The sequence below is a fragment of the Stenotrophomonas sp. G4 genome, from assembly GCF_003428825.1.
Lineage (GTDB): Bacteria > Pseudomonadota > Gammaproteobacteria > Xanthomonadales > Xanthomonadaceae > Stenotrophomonas > Stenotrophomonas indicatrix.
Map to the genome: position 1 here is coordinate 236,179 of NZ_CP031741.1, position 20,496 is coordinate 256,674.

Sequence of the window (20,496 nt, forward strand, 5' to 3'; positions counted from 1 at the left end):
CAGCCCATTCAGGGCGGAGGCGGCAGGACGATCCCTCCGCTCCTACCTTTCAGGGCATCAGAGCCCGCGCTCTTTGTTACCGTAGTGACATCCAGCGGTAGTTGAGAGTACAAGATGCAACCGAACTCGAATTGAACGTCATGGACAGGACTCGGCGACTACTGGCAGTAGGCCACTTCCCAACCCAGCTACCCCAGGATTCCATACTGGTGACTTCTCGGACCACTACCAGAGCTTCTTGACTGGATGGAGAGGTTTGAAGGACCCAAATATCCAGGGGAGGCAGAATATTCAAACCCCCAAAAAGGCGCCGACGTCCAAGATTGAGACGTTCAGCGTCGCCCGTGCCGGACATCGCAGAAGGATGACGGGCATCACCAACCCGGTGGCCCAACTCTACCTGTCCGAGTACATTTCACAGCACTGGGGAAGCCTTCTCAAGCATTACAGAAAGAGCAAGTTGAGCGCTAGCCGACCCCGCATAAGACACGACTCTCCTCGAGGCGCGACGATACCGAGCATGAAACTTCACTCGGAGACGCTGCTTCATCGGTCGGCCGGCTACAAGTACGTACTAAGGACGGATATATCCCGTTTTTTCCCTACAATCTACACCCATTCCATCCCGTGGGCGCTGCACTCTAAGTCGGTCTCAAAGACAGAAAGGAGTCGTGCCCGTCTGTACGGGAATCTTCTCGATGAGACTTGCAGGCAGTTGCAGGATGGGCAGACGATCGGCCTTCCCATAGGACCCGATACGTCGCACATCATCGCCGAAGCAATCGCATCTGCGGTTGATGTTCAACTTTTCGACCAGTTCGCAGGGCTGAGTGGATTCCGGTTTGTCGATGACTACTACTTGTTCTTTCACACGCGTCAAGAGGCTGAATCCTGTCTGGCGTCGCTGGCTCAGGCACTGAGTCAATATGAGCTCCAGATCAACTTTGAGAAAACAAGGATCTGTGAAACGGTCGAGCTCTCTGACGATCTTTGGAGCCATCAGCTAAGAGCATTTCCAATCTCGAACCGGAGCAAAGCTCAGGCGAGAGACCTTCATCACTTATTCGAGCTCGCGAAACGCTTGGCGCGTGAAAACACAGACGAGAGTGTAATGCTCTATGCTTTAAAGCGAGCATCCTCGATCGTCGTCAGGCCTGAGAATTGGGCCACCTTTGTAGCCCATCTCTGCCATGTGGCAATTGCTTATCCAAATACGCTACAGCAGATTGAGACCATGATTTCGACATACGTCGACATCGGGTATCCGATCAAGAAGGAGCCATTGGGGCGGCTAGTCAACTCGATCATCAAGGAGCACGCACCGCTGAGCCACCACAGTGAAGTTGCGTGGTGCCTATGGATGTGCAAGAAGAATGAACTGATGCTCGATCATGAGAACGTCGCCCCTGTTACAAAGATGAAGAGCTCGGTCTGCAGTCTCATCTTGTTAGACATGGAGAAATGTGGATTGCTGCCTTGCAATATCGACTGCACTGTCTGGGATTTGTTGCGAGATCGTTCGAGCTTGTGGGGTGAACAATGGTTGCTTTGCTATGAAGCTGGTGTACGTGGCTGGGCCAACTTTTCACCAGACACGGTGGCGGCAGATCAGCATTTCAAACTGCTCGCGGACCTTACAGTGCGTTTTTACAATTCAGACGCTTCAAGCACCCCAATGTTCACCTTCGATCTAGACGCAATTCTCCGAGCGAAAGGAGAGATTCCAGAGAACCTACTGAAGCTATTGGAGGAAGATGAAGCGGAGGAGTATGTAACCTTCAAACAAGATCATGGCGCGTACCAGAGCACGGCATTCTTGGATTTCGCCAGTCTTCTTGAAGCATTGGTAGATGAGTCCCGTCCCAATGAAAGCGCGGGCGATGATTAGGATCAGGAAATCTGTAATCCCTATGTTGAATCGCCCAGGCCTTGTAGACAGCGTCGGCTGCTACGGACGTCCGGTTCTGGCCAAAAGCGGACGTCGATTGCGAGTAGCCCATTACGTCTGGGGGCGAATCATCTTGATCCGGGCTTATATAGATGGCGTAGAGCCCCTCAATGGCGATCGTTGGCTATTGCAGTAGCATCAGACGAGCCCTTAATACGTTCGTGCGAGGGGCTGTAACAGATAGATTTGACCGTAACCGGCACGTGTTACGGTCAAATATTAATGTTACGGTCGCTTGTATGAACGACCTCGACGCCACGGTTCGCTACCTCCAGGAACTGCTGCCCGATGTAGTGAGCTCGAACACTGGCCCAGTTCCACGGCGCGCTCCCGGCCCCGCTTCTGCCGCTGATCCCCCAAAGCCACATGAGGGCCTCTCCATTTGTTAAGGGTCCATTGTTGGACCCGCATCTGGAGGCCCCCCTGGGCCGCTGGCGAGGGCCAATGCGCTGTGGACGCCAAACTTACCTCTGGGTTCCTGCAACGAAAGGTTTTTCACCCGTTGCGCAACCATAGGTTGAGCACAAGTGCAAACCTATGGTTGCCCGTCTATACGCGCCGCATCGAGAGTTCCCTGAACAGGAACCTTATTCATGTACCGGTCAGTTCAATATTCAGGGCCGATTTCATCAACAAACGGATAATTCACACCTGTCGAACGCCTCTCCTCCCTCCCCTCCCGAGGGGCGTTCGACGAAACCAAAATAATGAAAGGTGTATCCCGATGATCAAGAATTCGCTGCTTGCCCTGGGTCTGTTGGCCGCGCTGCCGTTCGCCGCATCGGCTGCCGATGGCCTGTCGTACAACTACGTTGAAGGCGGCTACGTGAACACCGATGCCAAGGGCGGCGACGCTGATGGCTGGGGCGTGAAGGGCTCGGTTGCCGTGCACCCGAACTTCCACATCTTCGGTGATTACAGCAAGCAGGAAACCGACACCTTCAAGAACGATGTCGACCAGTGGCGCATCGGTGCCGGCTACAACTACGGCATCGCACCGAACACCGACCTGGTGGCTCGTGTTGCATACCAGAAGTTCGACATGAAGCACGGCCTGGACTTCAACGGCTACTCCACTGAAGTGGGCGTGCGCACCGCGTTCAACCCGTACCTGGAAGGCTATGCGCTGGCCGGTTACGAGGACTACAGCAAGAAGCACGGCATCAACCCGGACGGCGAGTTCTACGGCCGTGTCGGCGCCACCGCCAAGTTCAACCAGAACTGGGGCCTGAGTGGCGAAGTGAAGCTGGCCAAGGCCGGCGACCGCGAGTGGTTCGTGGGCCCGCGCTTCAGCTGGTAACAAACGCCTGTCGTTAGTGCGTGTAACTGGCGTGTGATCTCTCTCCCACACGCCAGCGAAGCCCGGCCTCGTGCCGGGCTTCTCTTTTTCCGAAGCCCGCAGCGCGCTTCACTCATTGCAGCTGCGCTTCCAGATCGGCAAGACGCGCCAACCGTCGCCGCCGCCGCCCCCCCGCCCAGGCACCGGCCACGGCCGTCATCAGCACAACTGCGGCATTCAGCCACAGGTTCAGTGCCCAGGTCTGTGGGGAAAGAGCGGTAGGTGCCTCGGGGCCGGCCTGCATCGCACTGCGTGCGATCAACACCAGCCCCGCCCACACGACCAGCGACAGCCAGATGTTGACCCGCCATATGAGCATCGAAATGCGCGCGCGCTGACGTTCGAAGGCCAGCAGCGCTGCTGGCGGCAAGCCCCGGCTGCGGCACTGCCGTCGCCGTTGCACGAAGACCCACCCGGTGACCACCAGCACGAGCGCCATCAGACTCCAGAGAACTTCATGGGCGATGAGCTTGCGCGGATCCAGCAGGACGCGAATGCAGTTGCCCAGAGCTGCCGTAGCGACCAGCAGCTCCAGCGCCGAGCGCAGGCGAATCCAGCGGCTGCGACGCTCGGCCTCGCGCTGCAGGGCGGTCCAGTCCATCACGGGCAGCGAGGACGTCTGCTGCCACAGCGCCTGCAGGTCGTTCCATCCGTCATTATCGGTTGCAGGGTTCATCGTGTACCTCCCATCCGTTCGCGCAGCTGCCGGCGCGCACGGCTCAGGCGCTGTGCGACGGTGTTCTCTTCCAGCGCCAGCGCCTGCCCGATCTCGCGCTGGGTGAATCCTTCCAGGCCCAGCATTACCACCTGGCGCAGCCCCAGGGGCAGCTGCCGCACCGCTTGCAGCAGGCCATCGTGCCGCTGGGCGTTTGCGGTGTGGTGCACTGGATCTGCGTCAGGGTCGGGCAGATGCTCGTGCAGGGCGCTGCTGTGATGGCGGCGTTCGCCAGCCAATGCATCCATTGCGCGGTTGTGCGCGACCCGCGCGATGAAGGCGCGCAACGTTCCTTCCTCGCCCCGCCAGCGCGGCAACGCCTGCCATAGTGCGATGCTGATTTCCTGCAGCAGGTCATCACGATGCGCGCGATCGGCTGCATAACTGCCGGCCATGCGCGCGAGCATCGGCCAGTGCGCCTGCAGCACTGTGGCTATGTCGATGGACGGCGTGGTGCCCAACCGTGCTGTTCCTCAGCCCAGCCGGTCCGCGAAGGCATCGCGGTAAATCCAATAGGATACGTAGCCCAGCAGCAGGATCGGCACGAGCAGCCAAGCCTGGTAGGGCATCGCTACCAGCAGCCCTGCGGTGAGCAGCAAGTAGGCGCCGAGCGGCCGCCATGCCTCGCGCAGCAGGCGAAGGTTGTCGCGCAGGCTCACCACAACTGGCACGTCGTCCAGCAGCGCGCGTGGGGAGGAGGTCAGCAACAGCATTCCCAGCGGCAGCCCGCTGGCCAGAACCAGTGAGATCTGTGGACGGCTGACCATCATGGCCAATGTGGCGCTGTCGCCCAGAGCGAAAGCCGCTGCTGCTTCAGGTCCGACAAGAACGCCAGCCGCAATCACCTGGCCCACGAACACCAAGGCCGAAAGCAGCGACAGCGCAATGGCCGTTGCCGGTCGGGCGCGCAGCCGCCGGCCCGCCTGCATCGGCGCGAAGCGGCCGGTGCGGTTGAACTGATCCAACATCAGCAGGGTCCACAGCGAGAAAAGTGGTACCACGAGTTTGGACAGCACCACCCCGGCCGCGGGAATGCCAAGCTGCAGCACGATCTCCACCAGCATAGGCACCAGAGCCAGCAGCAACAACCGCAAGGGGGCGTGCCGCAGCATGCGCCAGGTGAGGCCAAGCCAGTGCAGCAGACGGCGGGCGGGCCATTGCCGGGCGTTCCGGGTTGCAGTGCTTGGGATATCCGTGGCGTGCATGTGGTCTCCAGGGGCGGTATGTAAAAGTCATAGACGCCGCAGGCAAAAAAAACCTGACATCCACCTTGCGCCATACCGGCAGGTGGGTGCACCCGGGAACCGAGAACCGCTTCGTTGCCAGCACAGCAGGCGCACGGGCATTGCTCTGGTGCGCGGACCTTGCCGACGCGCAGCAGCGCATCCTCGCGGCTGGCGGCGAGATCGTGCAGGCGGTGTTCGCCTTTCCCGGCGGCCGTCGCTTCCATGTCCGCGATCTGGACGGCTACGTGCTGGCGGTGTGGAGCGACCAAGGCTGAGCCTTGGTCGCGCCCGTGCTAGCGGACCGGCCTGCCGTACATCTCTGCAAGCGTGGCCTTGTACTGCGCCAGCGGCTGCAGCCCCATCGCCTCGCGGCGCGCGTCCAGGCCTTCCAAGTCCTCGGTGGGGCGCAGTTCCATCGCGCCATCACCGGCCTGTGTGAACTGGCTGCCATAGCGCTGCGGTCTGCCCTGCGCCAACAGCACGCGATCCGTCAGCAGCGCCAGATCGGCTCGATCAGCTTGACCGGCTTTGGCAGCGCTCTCGATCAGCGGCAACATCTCGGCCTGGAACACGGGATCGTGATCGGCGTGCTGGACTAGCAGCCACGCGGCCTTGGCACCATCACGGCCTGCAAGGGCATAGGTCGGCCAACCCTTGTCGGCGACCACCGATCTCAGCCAATCGGTGTTGGCCTTGATCACTGGAGCCGCTGCCCTGAAGGCATCGCCGCCGCCAGCGTCGACGGCCGCGTGCTGCGCGGCCTGGTCGCGCTCGGCGCGCTCCAGCAGTTCCTTGCGCAAGGGCTCGTCCAGCAACGCCATGCGCTGCTGCTCGACGGCCATCACGCGCTTGCGCATGTCCGGCCAGGCTGGGCCGTTGCGTAGCGCATTCAATCCTGGCCGATCCGTGTGCAGCAGGTCATCCGTCGACAGCCGGCCGCTGGCGAGCAGGGTGGTCAGATGGTCCATCGCACTTCCACGGTCGCCGGCTGCCGCCGTACATTCGACCAGCAGCAGCTCGCCCCCCTCTGGGAAATGGCCTCCACGTTGCAACAAGTCATCCAGCAAACGCGCACAGCCGCTGAAATCATCGGCACCATAGCGCTCAAGTGCGTCGAAGAAGGACCCTTCGTCTGCGGCGCGCGCCTACAGCGGGGCAATCAGCAGCAGCGCCAGCGCTGCAGCAACGTGCACATGTTTCCATTGCATCGATGAGTAGAGCATCGATTGCTTCCTCCGTGAAGTGCGTGGATGACGAGCCTCTGCAGGCTGCACATCCGCAGGCTAGCAGTGTCATGGCCAGGCCTCAAATGAGCGATCGGCCAGCAGCCAGTGCGAGTGGGCTGGCGCTGCCTCTACAATCCGCCGATGGGAACGCATATCGATGCCTACGTAAGGCAGGCCGACGGCAACTGCATCAAGGTGATGCTGTTGAATGACCGTCCGCGGGCTGCGCTGAAGGCGCTGGGATTCAGCGCTGGCGAGGGAGACACCCTCACCCTGCCTGCCACCGACGATGCAGCCAAGGCCGCCGTCTTCACCCGCCTGCGTGATCTCGGCGTTGCCTTCTCGGCGGGCAGGGAGTGGTGTCCGGCCGACGTGTTCGAACACTTGCGCGACCGTGGCCTGCTGGCGGGTCCCTATCTCCGGCTTGGGTGGCACACGCCGCAGCAGCTCACCGTGGCCCAGGACTAGCCGCCGCGCTCGGTCACCGACAGCGGACGGCAGTGACTGGCGCTTGCTGGGTGACCGCACCGCGAACTGAGAACCGCTCCGTCGCCGGCAAGGTCGTTCCGCTATGATCGCCCGCACATTGCCGCAGGCGATGTGCCCGCCTCAAGCCAGCAGGAACCATCGTGAACGCCCAGCCCGCACCCATCACCGCCCTCAACCACACGCTCGACAACGAGCCGCAGCAGATCACCGCGCCGCTGACCCATTCGGCCGCGTTCCTGGTGCTGACGGTGAAGGACGATGCGGCATCGCTGGCGAAAGTGCGCGAGGTACTGGCCAGCACCGATGACCTGATCAAGAACACCGCCATCCGCGAGATCGAGCGCACCTTCACCTGCAACGTGGCCATCGGCCACCGCGTGTGGGCGCCGCTGGTGGGCAGTACGCCGCCGCGCGAGTTGAAGCCGTTCCAGGAAGTGAAGGGTGCGACCCACACGGCAGTGTCCACGCCGGGCGACCTGCTGTACCACATCCGTGCACGCACGATGGATCTGATCGTGGCCTTCGAGCGCAACCTGCTGATGGCCTTCGGTGACGCGGTGGAGGCGGTGGATGACGTGGCCGGTTTCCGCTACTTCGACGGCCGCGACCTGCTCGATTTCGTCGACGGTACCGCCAACCCCGAAGGCCTGTCATTGCCGGAGGCGACCCTCGTCGGCGACGAGGATCCCGACCATGCCGGTGGCAGCTACGTGGTGGTGCAGAAATACCTGCACAACCTCGATGCCTGGCGTGCGCAGAAGACCGAGGCGCAGGAAGCGATCATCGGCCGCACCAAGCACGACAACATCGAACTGGACGACGCGCCGGCCGATGCGCAGAAGTCGCACAAGACGCTGTGCACCATCGAGGATGCCGACGGCGAGCACGAGATCCTGCGCGACAACATGCCCTTCGCCAATCCGGGGCGCGGCGAGTACGGCACCTACTTCATCGGCTACACGCGCCGGCTGTGGGTGATCGAGAAGATGCTGGAGCGGATGTTCATCGGCAATCCCGCGCCGCTGCACGACCGCATCCTCGATTTCTCCATCGCGACCACCGGCGTCACCTTCTTCGCCCCCTCGCGCAAGGTGCTGGCCGACCTGGGCGACTGATCACGCCGGGTGGGGGCAGCCAGGTAGATCCACGCCATGCGTGGATGGATCAACCGGTTGCCCGGAACAGCCACGCATGGCCAGGCGCTACTGCGCCGCCATCTGCCTGTCATCTGCGGCGCCGACCATGAAGCGTTGGCATGGACGTGGAGATGTGGGTGATGGCTTCTGCAGGAAACAAGCGCACCTCGCGCCGCGGCTGGCGCCCGTTGGCATGGTTGCTGGGCCTGTTGGCGCTGGGCAGCGCCAGCGTTTCCGCACAGGACGCACCTGCGCATTGGATGGCCTATGCCGCCTCCGTCAGCGGCGAGTTGCAGCAGCGTCTGCAGCAGGAGCAGGATCCGCACGCGCAGCGCCTGCTGGCTTGGCTGCAGGAGCATCCCGATGCGCCGGCGCCGTTGGTGGTGAGTGTGTGGATCGCCGGCGATGGCGCCATCTCGAAACTGGAATTCGACAGCCTGGGTGATGCACAGGTCGATGCCGATCTGCGTGCGGCGCTGCAGGCCACGCCGTTGCCGGCGGCGCCGCCGAAGGACATGCGACAGCCACTGCGATTGGGGCTGACCCTTACCCAGTAGAGCCACGCCATGCCTGGCTGCCGGGCATCGGTAGACGCCAACCTTGGTTGGCGCTCACCTGCCGAGCAAGGTCGGCATCTACCAACGCAGCCACGCATGGCGTGGCTCTACTGCGCAGGTACTGCCTGCGGCTCGCGCGCGGCGGCGCGCCACGCACGCAGCCCGAACAGTGCCAGGCCCAGGAAGAACACGTACAACGCAGCAGTCACGTGCAGCGATTTGAACAGATAGGCGCCCACGTAGACCACGTCCACCACGATCCACACCCACCAGCAGGCCGTGTGCCGGCGCGCCTGCCACCATTGCCCGACCAGGCTCAGTGCGGTCAGCATCGCGTCCAGCCACGGCAACGCTGCATCGGTGAAGGTGTGCATGCCGGCGCCAAGCGCCACGCCGCCACACAGGCCGATGGCCAGGTCGCGCAGCAGCTTGCCGCGCGCCAGCGGCACGATGCGGATGCTGCCTTCATCGGCGGCGTGCTGGCGCCAGTTGATCCAGCCGTAGACCAGGAAACCACCAAAGGCGACCTGCAGCAGCGTGTCCGAGTACAGCTTGGCTTCGGCGAACACCGCGCCATACAGCGCGACCGACAGCAGGCCGACCGGCCACGCGGCCAGCCGTCGCTTTGCCATCAGCCACACCCCGAGGATGCTGAAGAGCGCGGCAGTCCACTCGAGCGCGACGCCGCTCACAGCGCGAACGTCACCGACAGGCGCGCCTGTCGCGGCGCACCCGGGAACAGGTAGTAGTCACCGCCGCTGCTGCCGGTGTCGCGCCAGTAGAAGCGGTTGAACAGGTTGTCCACCGACAGGTTCCAGCTGACCGCACGGTCGTGCAGGCGGTGCTGGAAGCGCAGGCCGGCGTCGAACACCGAGTAGTCCGGTGCGCGCACACCGCCGTCGGCGCGGGCCACGTTGGAGGAGGCATAGCGCCAGCCACCGGTCACATCCAGGCCTTCAACGAACGGCAGCGCGTAGGCCAGGTGCACGCTGGCGCGCACCTTGGGCACGTTCACCAGCTGATGGCCTTCATAGGCCGGGGTGCCGGTGTCGCGTGCGCGCGCCTGCAGCACGCTGGCGCTGGCGACGATCTGCAGCGCGTCGGTCAGCTGGCCGTTGGCGGTCAGTTCCAGGCCAGTATGGGTCTGCTGGCCTTCTTCGACGAAGGTGTAGCCGACGTCGCTGCCGTCGGGCTTTGCGTACTGGTAGGGCTGGGAGGTGCGGAACACGGCCGCGCCCAGGGTGAGGGCATCCACTGGCACGTACTTCACGCCCACTTCCAGCTGCCGCGACTGCATCGACGGCAGGAAGGTATCGGCGTTGGACGTCCAGAACGGTGCTTCCTGGCCCAGCGAAATGCCGCGCACGTAGCTGGCGTAGGCGTTGAGCTGGTCGGTGGCCTTCCACACCAGCGCGGTCTGCGGCAGGAAGCGCGACAGGCGGCTGTGGCGCTGCGGCGTGCCGCGCTTGTCGTAGGCGCGCTCGTCCAGGCGCACGAAGCGGCCGCCGGCCAGCCACTGCCAGTCATCGCCGAAGCTCATCCGGTCCAGCGCGAAGAACGCGGTCTGCCGGCTGTCCAGGCGCCGTGCCGATGCACCCGGCATCTTCGGGGAGGGCTCGAACACCGGCACCTGCACGTCGTGGATGTTGCTGGTGCCGACGTACTCGTTGACGCTCGGGCGCTTGTCGATGGTGCGGCGGAAGTAGTCGGCGCCGATGCTCAGCTGGTGGCCGACGCTGCCGGTCTCGAAACTACCGCGCAGTTCGGCACGGGCCTGCTGGTTGCGGCGGGTGTCATCCGGGCTGCGGTAATCGTAGATGTCGTAGTCGCCGTTGGGGGCGAAATAGTTGCCCGGCACGCTGCCGTCTGCGCACCCTGCGGTGTAGTAACAGCCGTAGGCGAAGGCGACGTTGTCATCGATCACCGAGCGGCTGTGGCCGACCGAGACGCGCGACTGCCACGCATCGTTGAAGTCATAGGTGTGCAGCGCGGTGATGTTGGTGCTGGCAATGTCCACCGGCCGCTGCCACGGCTGGTAGCCGAGCAGGCGTTCGCGGTCGACGCCGCGCGGCAGGTCGCGCGCGCCCAGCAGCTGGAAGCCGGACACCGAGCGCTGCGCGCTGGTCTGGTAGTTGGCATCCACTTCCAGCTTGCCGTGTTCGCCGATCAGCCAGTCGGTGGCCAGCGAATAGAAGTTGCGGCGACCGTCGGCATGCTCGACGTAGGAATCACTGGCATCCCAGGCGGCGTTCAGACGCACGCCGAAGCGCGGGGTCAGCCAGTGGCCGACATCCACGGCCGCATAGCGCGAGCCCTCCGAATCGGTGCCCAGGGTGACCGTGCGCACGTCCGCCGGGCGCTTGCCCACGTAGTTGATGATGCCGCCGGGTGCCATCACGCCAGCCGCTAGGCCGGCTTCGCCCTTGAGGATCTGCACTTCCTGGATGTTCTCCAGCGCCAGGCGCTGCTCGCCGGCGATGGACATGCCGTTGAAGCGGTAGCCGGTGGCTGCATCCAGCGCGAAGCCGCGGATGGCGATGTTCTGGTAGTAGCCCACCGGCGCATAGGCATCGCCCAGCGAGGCATCATTGCTGGCCAGCTCGGACAACGAACGCACCTGGCGGCGGTCGAGGTAGTCGCGCTCCAGCACGTTCACCGAGGCGGGGGTGTCCTTCCACGAGCCGCCGCCGAAGGCGTTGACGCGCGAGGTATCGGCCTTCGGTTTGCCGGCCTGCACGCGCACCGCCGCCAGTTCGGTAGGAGAGGACGGCGGAGCATCAACGGCGTCGGTGCCTGCCTCGCTGGCGTACAGCGGCAGGGCGGCGCACAGGGCGAGGGCGAGCAGTGTGGGGTGCAGGCAGCGGTTCATTCGATTCGTCTTCAGACAACAAGGGAGACGAAGCGACGGCGCGCAGGTGCACCGGCCCATGACGGGGGTGTGGCTGCGGCTCAAAGCTCCCTACGCCGGTGCAAACCGGATCAGGTTCCAAGGGACTCTCTCAGCCTGGCAGATCCAGGCACCCCCGCTTCAGGTGACCATTTCACTACAAATGGTACGGATTTGCGAGCTACCGCTCTTCAGCCGGGCTCAGATCCCTCTCCAGCGGAATGGGATCTGACCCCGGCCGAGCGCATCATCGACGCATGGTGTCGATCTACTGAGTACCCCGCGTGTTTGCTGGCTCGCAGCTCACGCGGCGGCGTGCAGGGCCGCCAGCAGGGCCTGGCCGGGGGCCGTGGCGAACCACGCCGGATGCCCGAGCATGAACGGCTGCCAGGCCACATCGGCGTTCGCGGTCGATCCGGTGACGCCCTCGAAATACTCCACTTCGGACAGAGCGAAGTCGAAATGCACCATCGGCAGCAGGTCGGCCAGCAGGTGCACGCGCGTGGGCGACAGCGGCAGCTCCTGCCGATAGCCGTCCAGCAGGGCCAGGGCGATGTCGATGCGAACAGCATCGGTGCCGCGCTCCAGTTGCAGCCAGGCCACCGCGTTGCGTTCGATCGCGGTGGCCAGGTCGAACAGCGCGCTGGTGGGCGAGGCCAGGCCGAAATCGAGCACCGTGGCAATCGTGCCGTCGTCGTTCCACAGCAGGTTGGAGACGTGCCAGTCGTTGTGCGCCCACAGCCGCGGTTCGTCCTGCAGGCGCGCGGCCAGGCCGTGGTGCCAGGGAAGCACATCGCGGCGCAGCTGTTCTTCCCAGGGAATGCGCGCCAGGTAGCGGCCCAACCCGGGGCGATTGTCGAGGTCGGCCTTCAGCGCGGCGATCGGGTCATCGGCGCGGATCAGGTCGTCGCGTGCCACCAGCAGATGGGTGCCGCGCTGCGGGGCGTGGTAGCTGGCGGCCGCGCGGTGCAGCGTGGCCAGCATTCTTCCTGCCTGGTGTGCCTGGGCGATGTCGGTCAGCGGTGACCATGACGGCAGCTCGCGATACAGGTCCTTGCCGGCGCCCACCGCATGCAGTTCGTAGGTCCACTGGCCGTGTTCGAGTGCGGTGCGGCCGTCGTTGCTGGCCAGCACCTGCACCACCGGCATGCCGGCAGTTGCCAGATGCGCGATGAAACGGTGTTCTTCTTCCAGGGTTCCAGCACTGCGCACGCTGTGGTGGTGGCGCTTGATGAAGACCGGACCGCCGGTGCCGTCGACGATGGCCGCGGCCGACAACGGACGCGGGCTGTGCCAGCGCAGCGTGCTGTCCGCGCCCAGCTGCGGAAAGTGGCCACGCAGCCAGGTGATCTCCTGCACGTCGATTGCCGGCCAGTCGGCGACGACCTCGTCGTTGTTGAGGCCCTGCACGCGATGGGGGGAAGAAGTCATGCCACGGCCGCTGGTGAGTAATGGAACATCCAAGGCTGCGCATTCAACGCCATGGACGCCACAGACGCAAACGGGCGGGTCATCGACCCGCCCGTCAGGGACGCCACGTGCGGCCTGTGGCCGGGGCGCTTACCAGCCGCGATGGCGGCCGCGGTCGTGGTAGTAGCGGTTGTCATGGCGACCGCGGTGCCAGCGACGGTCATCGCGGCGGTCGTAGCCATAGCCGCGGTTGTACCCACGGTCATAACGGCGATCGTAGCGACGATCGTAGCGGCCGTCGTAACGGCGATCATGGCGGTCGGAGGTGGTCAGGTTTCCGATGGCGCCGCCGGCAACCGCGCCGCCGACAGTGGCAGCCGGGTCGCCGTTGGAGATCAGGTGACCCGCCACGCCGCCGACGACGGCACCGACCACGGTGCGCTTGTCCTTCCTCGACATCGCGCTGGCATCACTGACCACGGCCACGCCGGCAAGAAGTGCCAGGGCCATCGCCAGACCACGGAAGCTGAGTGCGGAAGTGCTGAGCATGTTGGGTTCTCCTGTGAGGTGCATGCCACGGTGGGCAGGGAGGGCGCTGGGCACCCCGGCTGCCGTAGGGACCACGCTGGTGCCCGGACATTGCCGGAACATTGCGCGTGATCCCTGTGCGGCTTGCGCATTCATCTAGCGTCAGGCGGCATGAAGCGAGGCTGAAAGCGCGGCGGGCGCTCAGCTGGCAGAAAGGAAAGGGTCAATGCACGGCCTCGGTATCAGCCAGCGGCCGATTGCGTGGCGGGCAGGGGCCGCCGGCTTATGCAGAAGCACCGCGGGGCGAAGAATCTCAGATCCTGCCGTCGCGCAGGTAGTCGAACAGCTCGGCGTCGCCCTTCAGGCCCAGTTTGAGCATGGCATCCCCCTTCTGGCGGCTGATGGTGCTGACGCTCTTGTGCAGCTGCAGCGAGATTTCCTTGACCGTCATGCCGGTGCCGAGCAGGCGCAGCACCTCCACTTCGCGCGGCGACAACGGCTTGCCGTCACCCTCGCGCATGCGCCAGCTGCCCGCTTCCTCCACCCGTTCGCGCAGGCTGCGGCTGATGTAGGACTGGCCGCGATAGACCGCCTGGATCGCCTGCGGCAGTTCATCCATCGACGAACTCTTGTCGACCAGGCCGAGCACGCCGCTGTCGAGCACCATGCGCAGGATCGCCAGGTTGTTGGAGACGCTGAGCATGAGCACCGGCAGGTCGGGATGGCGGCGGCGGATCATGCCGATCATGGCGAAACCATCGGCCTGGGGGCTGCCGGGCATCGAATAGTCGGTGACCAGCAGATCACAGGGCTGGGTCGTCAGCAGGGTCATCAGCGCCTGGGCGTTGTCGGCCTCGCCAACGACTCTGCCAACGCCGCTGGACTCGATGACGGCGCGGGTACCGATGCGGACCACGGGGTGATCGTCTGCGATGATGATGCGCAAGGTCATGCTCTAGTATGGCCACCGGCACGCCGGACCGCGACCGTCGCGGTCCCTGGCAGGACTTCCAGGAGATCGTTGCAGATGCGCAGCTGGGCGGCCCGTGGACTGATCCTGTTGGCGACCCTGCTGGCGCTGCCGGCGCTGGCCCAGCCTGCGTCCACGCCGGGGCCGTTGCCACTCAGCCCCCTGCAGCGCGAGTACCTGGCCGCACATCCTGTTGTCGTTGTTGGACAGTATGACAGTGGCTGGCCTCCTTTTGAGTCGATCCAGGACGGGAAGCAGGTGGGCCTCGGACCGGACTACCTGACGCTTTTGGCCCGGCAGCTTGGCCTGAAGGTGGTAACGCGCCGGTTTGCGGACTGGCCCTCCGTGCTGGATGCGGCATGTCGTGGCGAGATTGACGTGGTGATGAACATCGCGCTCAGCGCCGAGCGTACCCGTTGCATGGTCTATACCGCTGCCTATGCCGAAGCACCATTGGCCCTGGTCGGGCGTCCACAGGACCTGCGTGCCTCGGAAGCACCTGACCTGGATGGGTTGCGCGTGGTGGTCGAGCAGGACTTCATGACCGGGGCGCAGGTGCGCGCGCGGTTCCCGAGGGCACGGCAACTTGTCGCAGACAACACGCTGACAGCCTTGCGTATGGTCAGAGACGACAAAGCCGACATTTTCATCGGCAATGCCTACGTGGCCACGGAACTGATCGCCGCCGCCGGACTGAAGGGAGTGGCCCTGCTGCGGCCCAGCGACCTGCCCCCGGAGCGGCTGCACTTCGGCGTGCCCAACAGCAAACAGCCGTTGTCTGAAGCACTGGATCTGGCGCTTGCCGCTGTCAGCGAAACCCAGCGCGATACCCTCGCCCAGCGCTGGCTGCCGCCGCCGCAGTGGTCGGCGTCGGCGCAGCTGGCGTTGAGCCAGGCCGAAAAACGCGTGCTGCAGCAACCGTTGAAGATCGGCTTTGCGCCCAACGCCGCTCCCCTGTCGTTCGCCGACAGGAATGGCAAGCCCAGTGGCCTGACCAATGAATACCTGCAGCGCCTGCTGCAGGCCGGCGCCAACCTGCAGGTTGAATACAGCCATGACTGGTACGAGGTGCGCGAGAAGGCGCGTCGCGGGGAACTGCAGGCGGTGATCGGCATTCCTGCCGATTCGAGCTATCTGGGGCCGGAATGGGTGTTCAGCCAACCCTTCATCACCGTGCCCAATGTGATCGTCACCCGCACTGACAGCCCGTCGATGCTGGGCCTGCCGGACCTGGACGGCAAACGCGTGCTGTTGTCCGATCCGGAGCGCATCCGTGGCTACCTGCAGCAGCAGGCGCCGTCGGTGAAGATCGTCGCCGCGCGCAGTGCCGAGCAGGCCCTGCAACGCCTGGCTGATGGCGAGGCCGATGCCTACGTGGGCAACCTGGCGCTGGTCGACCAGCTGCTGCGCAACCGCTTCCCGGGGCGCCTGCAACTGGCAGCGCCAGCTGGCTTCAACGACCAGCTGGCGCTGGCGGTGGAGCGCCGCCATGCGGCCTTGGCCACCACCTTCGACCGCCTGCTGCTGCAGTTGGGGCCGCGCCGGCGTGAGGCCCTGCGCGGCGATTGGCTGTCGGTGGAATACCGCGATGGGGTGGACTGGAGCACCCTCCTGCGCTGGGGCCTTCCGCTGCTGCTGGTGCTGACCACTGCCGTGGCGGTGCACGGCCTGGGGCATTGGCGGTTGCGCCGCGAAGTAGCCGGCCGCCGCGAGCTGGAGCAGCGCCTGGCCGAGGTGACCGACAACCTGCCTGCCATCGTCTACCAGGCCCGCCGCGAAGCGGACGGCACCTTGAGCTTCCCCTTCATTGCCGGCGATGTGCAGTCGATGTTCGGCATCAGCCGGCAGCAGGCGGAGTCGGATGGCCAGGCGCTGCTGGCATGCATCGATGCCGACGACCGCGAAAAGGTGCTGCGTGCGATGGAGCTGGCGGCGCGCAATTTTGCCCCGCTGTCCTTCGAGTTCCGTATCCATCGCGACGGAAGTGCGCCCTGCTGGGTGCGCAGCCAGGCGCACCCGTATTCAACCGAAGCAGGCGCGGTGACCTGGAGTGGTTACTGGGTGGACGTGAGCCAGGCGCGCGCGCAGGCCGACGCGTTGGCCGCGGCGAAGGTCGAAGCCGAGCAGGCTGCGGCAGCGAAATCGCGCTTCCTGGCCACCATGAGCCATGAAATCCGCACGCCGATGAGCGGTGTGCTGGGCATGCTGGAAGTGCTGGCGCATTCGCCGCTGGACGCCGAACAGCAACGCATCCTCGGCGTGATCGAAGACTCGGCGCAGATGCTGCGGCAGATCCTGGACGACATCCTCGACTATTCGCGGATGGAAGCGGGCGCGCTGCGCCTGGAGCCGGTGCCGCTGCCGGTGCGGCCACTGCTGGAGGGGGTGCATCGATTGTTGTTGCCGCAGGCCACGGCGCGGGGCCTGGACCTGCAGCTGGACATCGACGAACAGCTGGCACAGGCCCATGAGGTGGACGGCGTGCGCCTGCGCCAGATCGTGTTCAACCTGCTCAGCAATGCCATCAAGTTCACCGTGAAGGGCTCGGTGCGGCTGCAGCTGGAAGTGTTGGGGCCTACTGCCGAGGATGGCAGCCAGCCGCTGCGCCTGAGCGTCACCGACACCGGCATCGGCATCGCGCCGGAGCAGCTGCCGACCCTGTTTGAACCCTTCACCCAGGCCGGTGCGTACATCCAGCGAGACCATGGGGGCACCGGGCTGGGCTTGAGCATCTGCCGGCGCCTGGTGCAGAAGATGGACGGCGAACTGAAGCTGGAAAGCACGCTGGGCGAAGGGACGCGGGTGGAGGTGCTGCTGTCGCTGGTGGAAGCGCGCAGCGAGGATGTGATCGCGCTGCAGGCCGAGCACCAGCAGATCGCGCTGCTGCCCCCAGATCTGCGCCAGGCACGGGTGATGATCATTGAAGACCATCCCACCAACCAGGCGATGATGGCCTGGCGCCTGCAGCAGCTGGGCGTGCCGCATGTGCTGGTCGATGACGGGCAGCAGGCACTGGACCGGCTGGCGGAGGAATCCTTCGATCTGGTCATCACCGACTGCCGCATGCCGGTGCTGGATGGATTTGGTTTCACCCGCCTGCTGCGCGAGCGCGAGGGGCGCAACGGCCAGCCGCGGATGCCGGTGCTGGCGCTGACCGCCAGCGTGCTTGACGATGACGCACGCCGCTGCCGCGAAGCCGGCATGGACGACGTGCTGGCCAAGCCGTTGTCGCTGGCGACGCTGCGGCAGGCGCTGCTGCGCTGGTTGCCGCGCGCCGAGGGTGCTGAAGATGAGCAGGCCGCGGTGGACAGCGACGATGAGCCCGAGGGCGACGAGGGGCTACCCGACCTGGCGACTCTGCAACGGCGCTTCGGTTCGCGCGAGATTGCCCAGCAACTGCACGACAGCCTGGTCAAGGCCAGCAACGAGGACGTCGCGGCCCTGCAGCGCGCGCTGCACGAAGGCGACCGGGTGACGGCCGCGCTGCACCTGCATCGGCAGGCCGGTGCGCTGGGGGCGGTGGGTGCACGCGGCCTGGCCGATCGCGCCAACGCGCTGGTGGAACGGTTGCAGGCCGCGGGCGATGCAGAGGTCGCATCGGCGGTTGCCGACGCCGGGCAGTTCGTGGCGCATCTGCAGCACCAGCTGCAGCGCCTGGCTCACTGAGCCGCGTGCTCCTGCAGGTAAGCGATCACCAGCGCGCGACGCTCGGCGCTCGGGAAGGCGTTGTACATGCGCGTGCCGGGTACCAGATGGGTGGGCGACTGCAGGAAGGTGTCCAGGGTCTGCGCACTCCATACGAAGTCGGCGCGGCGCATGCCCTGCGAGTACCCGTAGTCGGGCAGGCTGCCCGCGCGGCGGCCGATCACCCCATGCAGGTTGGGACCGAAGCGGTGGATGCCGCCGGCATTGACGGTATGGCAGCCCGCGCACAGTTCGAACGCGCGCTGCATCGCCTGCTGGCGTGCTTGTTCGGGCGTGCTGGGCGCAGCGGGCGGGCGCTGGCACGCACTGGCGACCAGGATCGTGGCAACAGCGGGAAGCAGGCGAAGGGCACGCATGGGCGAGCAGGATAACGGGCGCACGCGCCGTGGGGCTGCGACCGGCCGTCGCAGCCCCATCGCCGGTCACATGCCGGAGTAGTTCGGTCCGCCGCCGCCCTGCGGGGTCACCCAGACGATGTTCTGGGTCGGATCCTTGATGTCGCAGGTCTTGCAGTGCACGCAGTTCTGCGCGTTGATCTGCAGCCGCGCATCGTTGCCGTCGCCGACGAATTCGTACACGCCCGCCGGGCAGTAGCGCGCTTCCGGACCGGCGTACTCGGCCAGGTTCACCTTCACCGGGATGCTCGCATCCTTCAGCGTCAGGTGGCTGGGCTGGTTCTCGTCGTGGTTGGTGCTGCTGAGGAACACCGAGCTGAGGCGGTCGAAGGTCAGCACGCCATCGGGCTTGGGATAGGCAATGCGCGTGTGCTTGGATGCCGGCTCCAGGCAGGCGTGGTCCGGGATGCTGTGGCGCAGGGTCCACGGCGGGTTGCGCACGCCCAGCTTGGGCAGCAGCCACTGCTCGATGCCGGTCATCAGCGTGGCCACCGTCTGGCCCTTCTTGAACCACTGCTTGAAGTTCTTGGACAGCTTCAGTTCGTCGTGCAGCCAGCTGGTTTCAAAGGCGGCCGGGTAGGCGCTGAGCTCATCGTGCTGGCGATCGGCCACCAGCGCGTCGAAGGCGGCATCGGCGCACAGCATGCCGGTCTTGATCGCAGCGTGGCTGCCCTTGATGCGGCTGACGTTGAGGTAGCCGGCTTCGCAGCCGACCAGTGCACCGCCCGGGAACACGGTCCTGGGCAGCGACATCAGGCCGCCCGCAGTGATCGCACGCGCGCCGTAGCCGATGCGGGTGCCGCCTTCCAGATGCTTGCGGATCGACGGATGGGTCTTGAAGCGCTGGAATTCCTCGAACGGGCTCAGCCAGGGGTTCTTGTAGTCCAGGCCGACCACGTAGCCGATGGCGACCTTGCCGCCGTCGGCGTGGTACAGGAAGGCACCACCGTAGGTGTCGGTATCCAGCGGCCAGCCGGCGGCGTGCACCACCAGGCCCGGCTCATGCTTGGCCGGGTCGATCTGCCACAGCTCCTTGATGCCGATGCCGTAGGCCTGCGGATCCTTGCCTTCGTCCAGCTTGAAACGGCTGATCAGCTGGCGGCCGAGGTGGCCGCGCGCGCCTTCGGCGAACACCGTGTACTTCGCATGCAGGGCCATGCCGCGTTCGAAGGCCGGGCCGATCGTGCCGTCCTTTTCGATGCCCATGTCGCCGGTGGCCACGCCGATCACCGCGCCGTCATCGCCGTACAGCACTTCGGCGGCGGCGAAGCCGGGGAAGATCGCCACTTCCAGCGCCTCGGCCTGCTGCGCCAGCCAGCGGGTGACCTCGCCCAGGCTGATGATGTAGTTGCCTTCGTTGTGGAAGCACTCGGGCAGCAGCGCGTGCGGGGTGGTGCGCGCGCCGGTCTCGCTGAGGAACAGGAACTCGTCGCGGGTGACCTTCTGCTTCAGCGGTGCGCCGCGCTCGGCCCAGTCCGGGAACAGTTCGGTCAGCGCGCGCGGGTCCATCACCGCGCCGGACAGCACGTGCGCGCCGGGTTCGGAGCCCTTCTCCAGCACGCATACCGACAGTTCGCGGCCGGCGTCGATTGCACGCTGGCGCAGGCGGATCGCGGTGGCCAGGCCGGCCGGGCCGGCACCGACGACGACCACGTCGAATTCCATGACTTCACGCGGGGGCAGGGCGTTGGCTTCAGCACTCATCGATTGCATGACTCGTGGGTAGTGCCGGCATCGGGGCCACCGGCGGTTGCCTGGGAATCGCGCGTGCAGCCACGGGCGAAACGGTTGTTTGAATGTGTCAGGGTACCGGGACGGGCGTGATCGAGCTAGATCGCCGATGTTCACATCGCAATTGCTGCAATGCAGCGTAATGCGCGTGGTCTGGCAGGTGCCAACCTTGGTTGGCGTGAGCGGAAACACCCGCGCCGACCAGGGTCGGCCTCTACCCGCACACCAACGCCG

18 protein-coding genes, 1 pseudogene and 1 riboswitch are annotated in these 20,496 nt (G+C 65.2%); of the genes and pseudogenes, 8 read left to right on the top strand and 11 right to left on the bottom strand.

The genetic code is table 11. From position 1 onward, the window contains the following. Positions 1 to 520: 520 nt before the first annotated feature. Together D0Y85_RS01015 and D0Y85_RS01020 are read left to right on the top strand one after the other, a co-directional pair. On the top strand, positions 521 to 1,888 hold the full coding sequence (locus D0Y85_RS01015; protein ID WP_162887598.1) for a reverse transcriptase domain-containing protein: 1,368 nt from the start codon (positions 521 to 523) through the stop codon (positions 1,886 to 1,888). Between the two features lie 787 nt (positions 1,889 to 2,675). Further along, positions 2,676 to 3,248, top strand: coding sequence for an Ax21 family protein (locus tag D0Y85_RS01020; protein ID WP_025875896.1), 573 nt, complete (start codon positions 2,676 to 2,678; stop codon positions 3,246 to 3,248). Between the two features lie 112 nt (positions 3,249 to 3,360). Here D0Y85_RS01020 and D0Y85_RS01025 read toward each other — a convergent pair whose 3' ends face one another. The 3 genes from D0Y85_RS01025 to D0Y85_RS01035 are packed head-to-tail and all read right to left on the bottom strand — an operon-like array spanning position 3,361 to position 5,207. Next, positions 3,361 to 3,963: a hypothetical protein gene (locus tag D0Y85_RS01025; protein WP_117309246.1), complete on the bottom strand. Its 603-nt coding sequence runs from the start codon at positions 3,961 to 3,963 to the stop codon at positions 3,361 to 3,363. Next, the gene (locus tag D0Y85_RS01030; protein WP_240329306.1) at positions 3,960 to 4,463 is read right to left on the bottom strand and encodes a sigma-70 family RNA polymerase sigma factor; all 504 of its coding nucleotides are present in this window, start codon (positions 4,461 to 4,463) and stop codon (positions 3,960 to 3,962) included. Before D0Y85_RS01030 ends, D0Y85_RS01025 begins: the two co-directional genes overlap by 4 nt. Before the next feature lie 12 nt (positions 4,464 to 4,475). Next, entirely contained in the window at positions 4,476 to 5,207 is a 732-nt protein-coding gene (locus tag D0Y85_RS01035; RefSeq protein WP_162887599.1) for a hypothetical protein, read from the bottom strand. A 155-nt stretch (positions 5,208 to 5,362) separates the two neighbouring features. Between D0Y85_RS01035 and D0Y85_RS01040 the strand changes: the two are divergent. Continuing rightward, positions 5,363 to 5,503 (top strand): annotated as a pseudogene (locus tag D0Y85_RS01040) (VOC family protein); the annotation flags it as partial. An 18-nt stretch (positions 5,504 to 5,521) separates the two neighbouring features. Here D0Y85_RS01040 and D0Y85_RS01045 read toward each other — a convergent pair. Next, positions 5,522 to 6,196, bottom strand: coding sequence for a DUF6624 domain-containing protein (locus tag D0Y85_RS01045; protein ID WP_117309248.1), 675 nt, complete (start codon positions 6,194 to 6,196; stop codon positions 5,522 to 5,524). Here D0Y85_RS01045 and D0Y85_RS20825 point away from each other — a divergent pair. From D0Y85_RS20825 to D0Y85_RS01065, 4 genes are all read left to right on the top strand, one after another. After that, positions 6,188 to 6,442, top strand: a complete 255-nt coding sequence (locus D0Y85_RS20825) for a hypothetical protein (protein WP_240329308.1) — start codon at positions 6,188 to 6,190, stop codon at positions 6,440 to 6,442. The genes D0Y85_RS01045 and D0Y85_RS20825 overlap by 9 nt on opposite strands. A 153-nt stretch (positions 6,443 to 6,595) precedes the next feature. Next, positions 6,596 to 6,922: a hypothetical protein gene (locus D0Y85_RS01055; RefSeq protein WP_117311820.1), complete on the top strand. Its 327-nt coding sequence runs from the start codon at positions 6,596 to 6,598 to the stop codon at positions 6,920 to 6,922. A gap of 161 nt (positions 6,923 to 7,083) precedes the next feature. Further along, a complete protein-coding gene (locus tag D0Y85_RS01060; protein WP_117309250.1) occupies positions 7,084 to 8,058 on the top strand; it encodes a Dyp-type peroxidase in 975 nt (324 codons plus the stop codon). Positions 8,059 to 8,219: 161 nt separating this feature from the next. Beyond that, a complete protein-coding gene (locus D0Y85_RS01065; protein WP_032978314.1) occupies positions 8,220 to 8,636 on the top strand; it encodes a TonB C-terminal domain-containing protein in 417 nt (138 codons plus the stop codon). A 107-nt stretch (positions 8,637 to 8,743) separates the two neighbouring features. On the opposite strand, the gene pnuC is transcribed toward D0Y85_RS01065, so the two are convergent. The 5 genes from pnuC to D0Y85_RS01090 all read right to left on the bottom strand — a co-directional run bounded on the left by pnuC (position 8,744) and on the right by D0Y85_RS01090 (position 14,413). Then, the gene (pnuC, locus tag D0Y85_RS01070) at positions 8,744 to 9,268 is read right to left on the bottom strand and encodes a nicotinamide riboside transporter PnuC (protein ID WP_051562400.1); all 525 of its coding nucleotides are present in this window, start codon (positions 9,266 to 9,268) and stop codon (positions 8,744 to 8,746) included. Between the two features lie 56 nt (positions 9,269 to 9,324). Then, the gene (locus D0Y85_RS01075) at positions 9,325 to 11,505 is read right to left on the bottom strand and encodes a TonB-dependent siderophore receptor (RefSeq protein ID WP_117309251.1); all 2,181 of its coding nucleotides are present in this window, start codon (positions 11,503 to 11,505) and stop codon (positions 9,325 to 9,327) included. A gap of 70 nt (positions 11,506 to 11,575) precedes the next feature. Beyond that, positions 11,576 to 11,671, bottom strand: a riboswitch (TPP riboswitch). Between the two features lie 155 nt (positions 11,672 to 11,826). Next, positions 11,827 to 12,954, bottom strand: coding sequence for a phosphotransferase (locus D0Y85_RS01080; RefSeq protein ID WP_117309252.1), 1,128 nt, complete (start codon positions 12,952 to 12,954; stop codon positions 11,827 to 11,829). Between the two features lie 129 nt (positions 12,955 to 13,083). After that, positions 13,084 to 13,482 (bottom strand): glycine zipper 2TM domain-containing protein, encoded by a 399-nt coding sequence (locus D0Y85_RS01085; RefSeq protein WP_117309253.1) that lies wholly within the window; start codon positions 13,480 to 13,482, stop codon positions 13,084 to 13,086. A 292-nt stretch (positions 13,483 to 13,774) separates the two neighbouring features. Further along, on the bottom strand, positions 13,775 to 14,413 hold the full coding sequence (locus D0Y85_RS01090) for a response regulator transcription factor (protein WP_025875871.1): 639 nt from the start codon (positions 14,411 to 14,413) through the stop codon (positions 13,775 to 13,777). 75 nt (positions 14,414 to 14,488) lie between these two features. Here D0Y85_RS01090 and D0Y85_RS01095 point away from each other — a divergent pair, with 75 nt between their 5' ends. Then, positions 14,489 to 18,097 carry a transporter substrate-binding domain-containing protein gene (locus D0Y85_RS01095; protein WP_117309254.1) on the top strand — a complete coding sequence of 1,203 codons (3,609 nt, stop codon included), beginning with the start codon at positions 14,489 to 14,491 and terminating at the stop codon, positions 18,095 to 18,097. Here D0Y85_RS01095 and D0Y85_RS01100 read toward each other — a convergent pair. After that, a complete protein-coding gene (locus D0Y85_RS01100) occupies positions 18,091 to 18,492 on the bottom strand; it encodes a c-type cytochrome (RefSeq protein WP_033832730.1) in 402 nt (133 codons plus the stop codon). The genes D0Y85_RS01095 and D0Y85_RS01100 overlap by 7 nt on opposite strands. 66 nt (positions 18,493 to 18,558) lie before the next feature. Then, positions 18,559 to 20,235 (bottom strand): electron transfer flavoprotein-ubiquinone oxidoreductase, encoded by a 1,677-nt coding sequence (locus D0Y85_RS01105; protein ID WP_117309255.1) that lies wholly within the window; start codon positions 20,233 to 20,235, stop codon positions 18,559 to 18,561. Positions 20,236 to 20,496 lie beyond the last annotated feature (261 nt).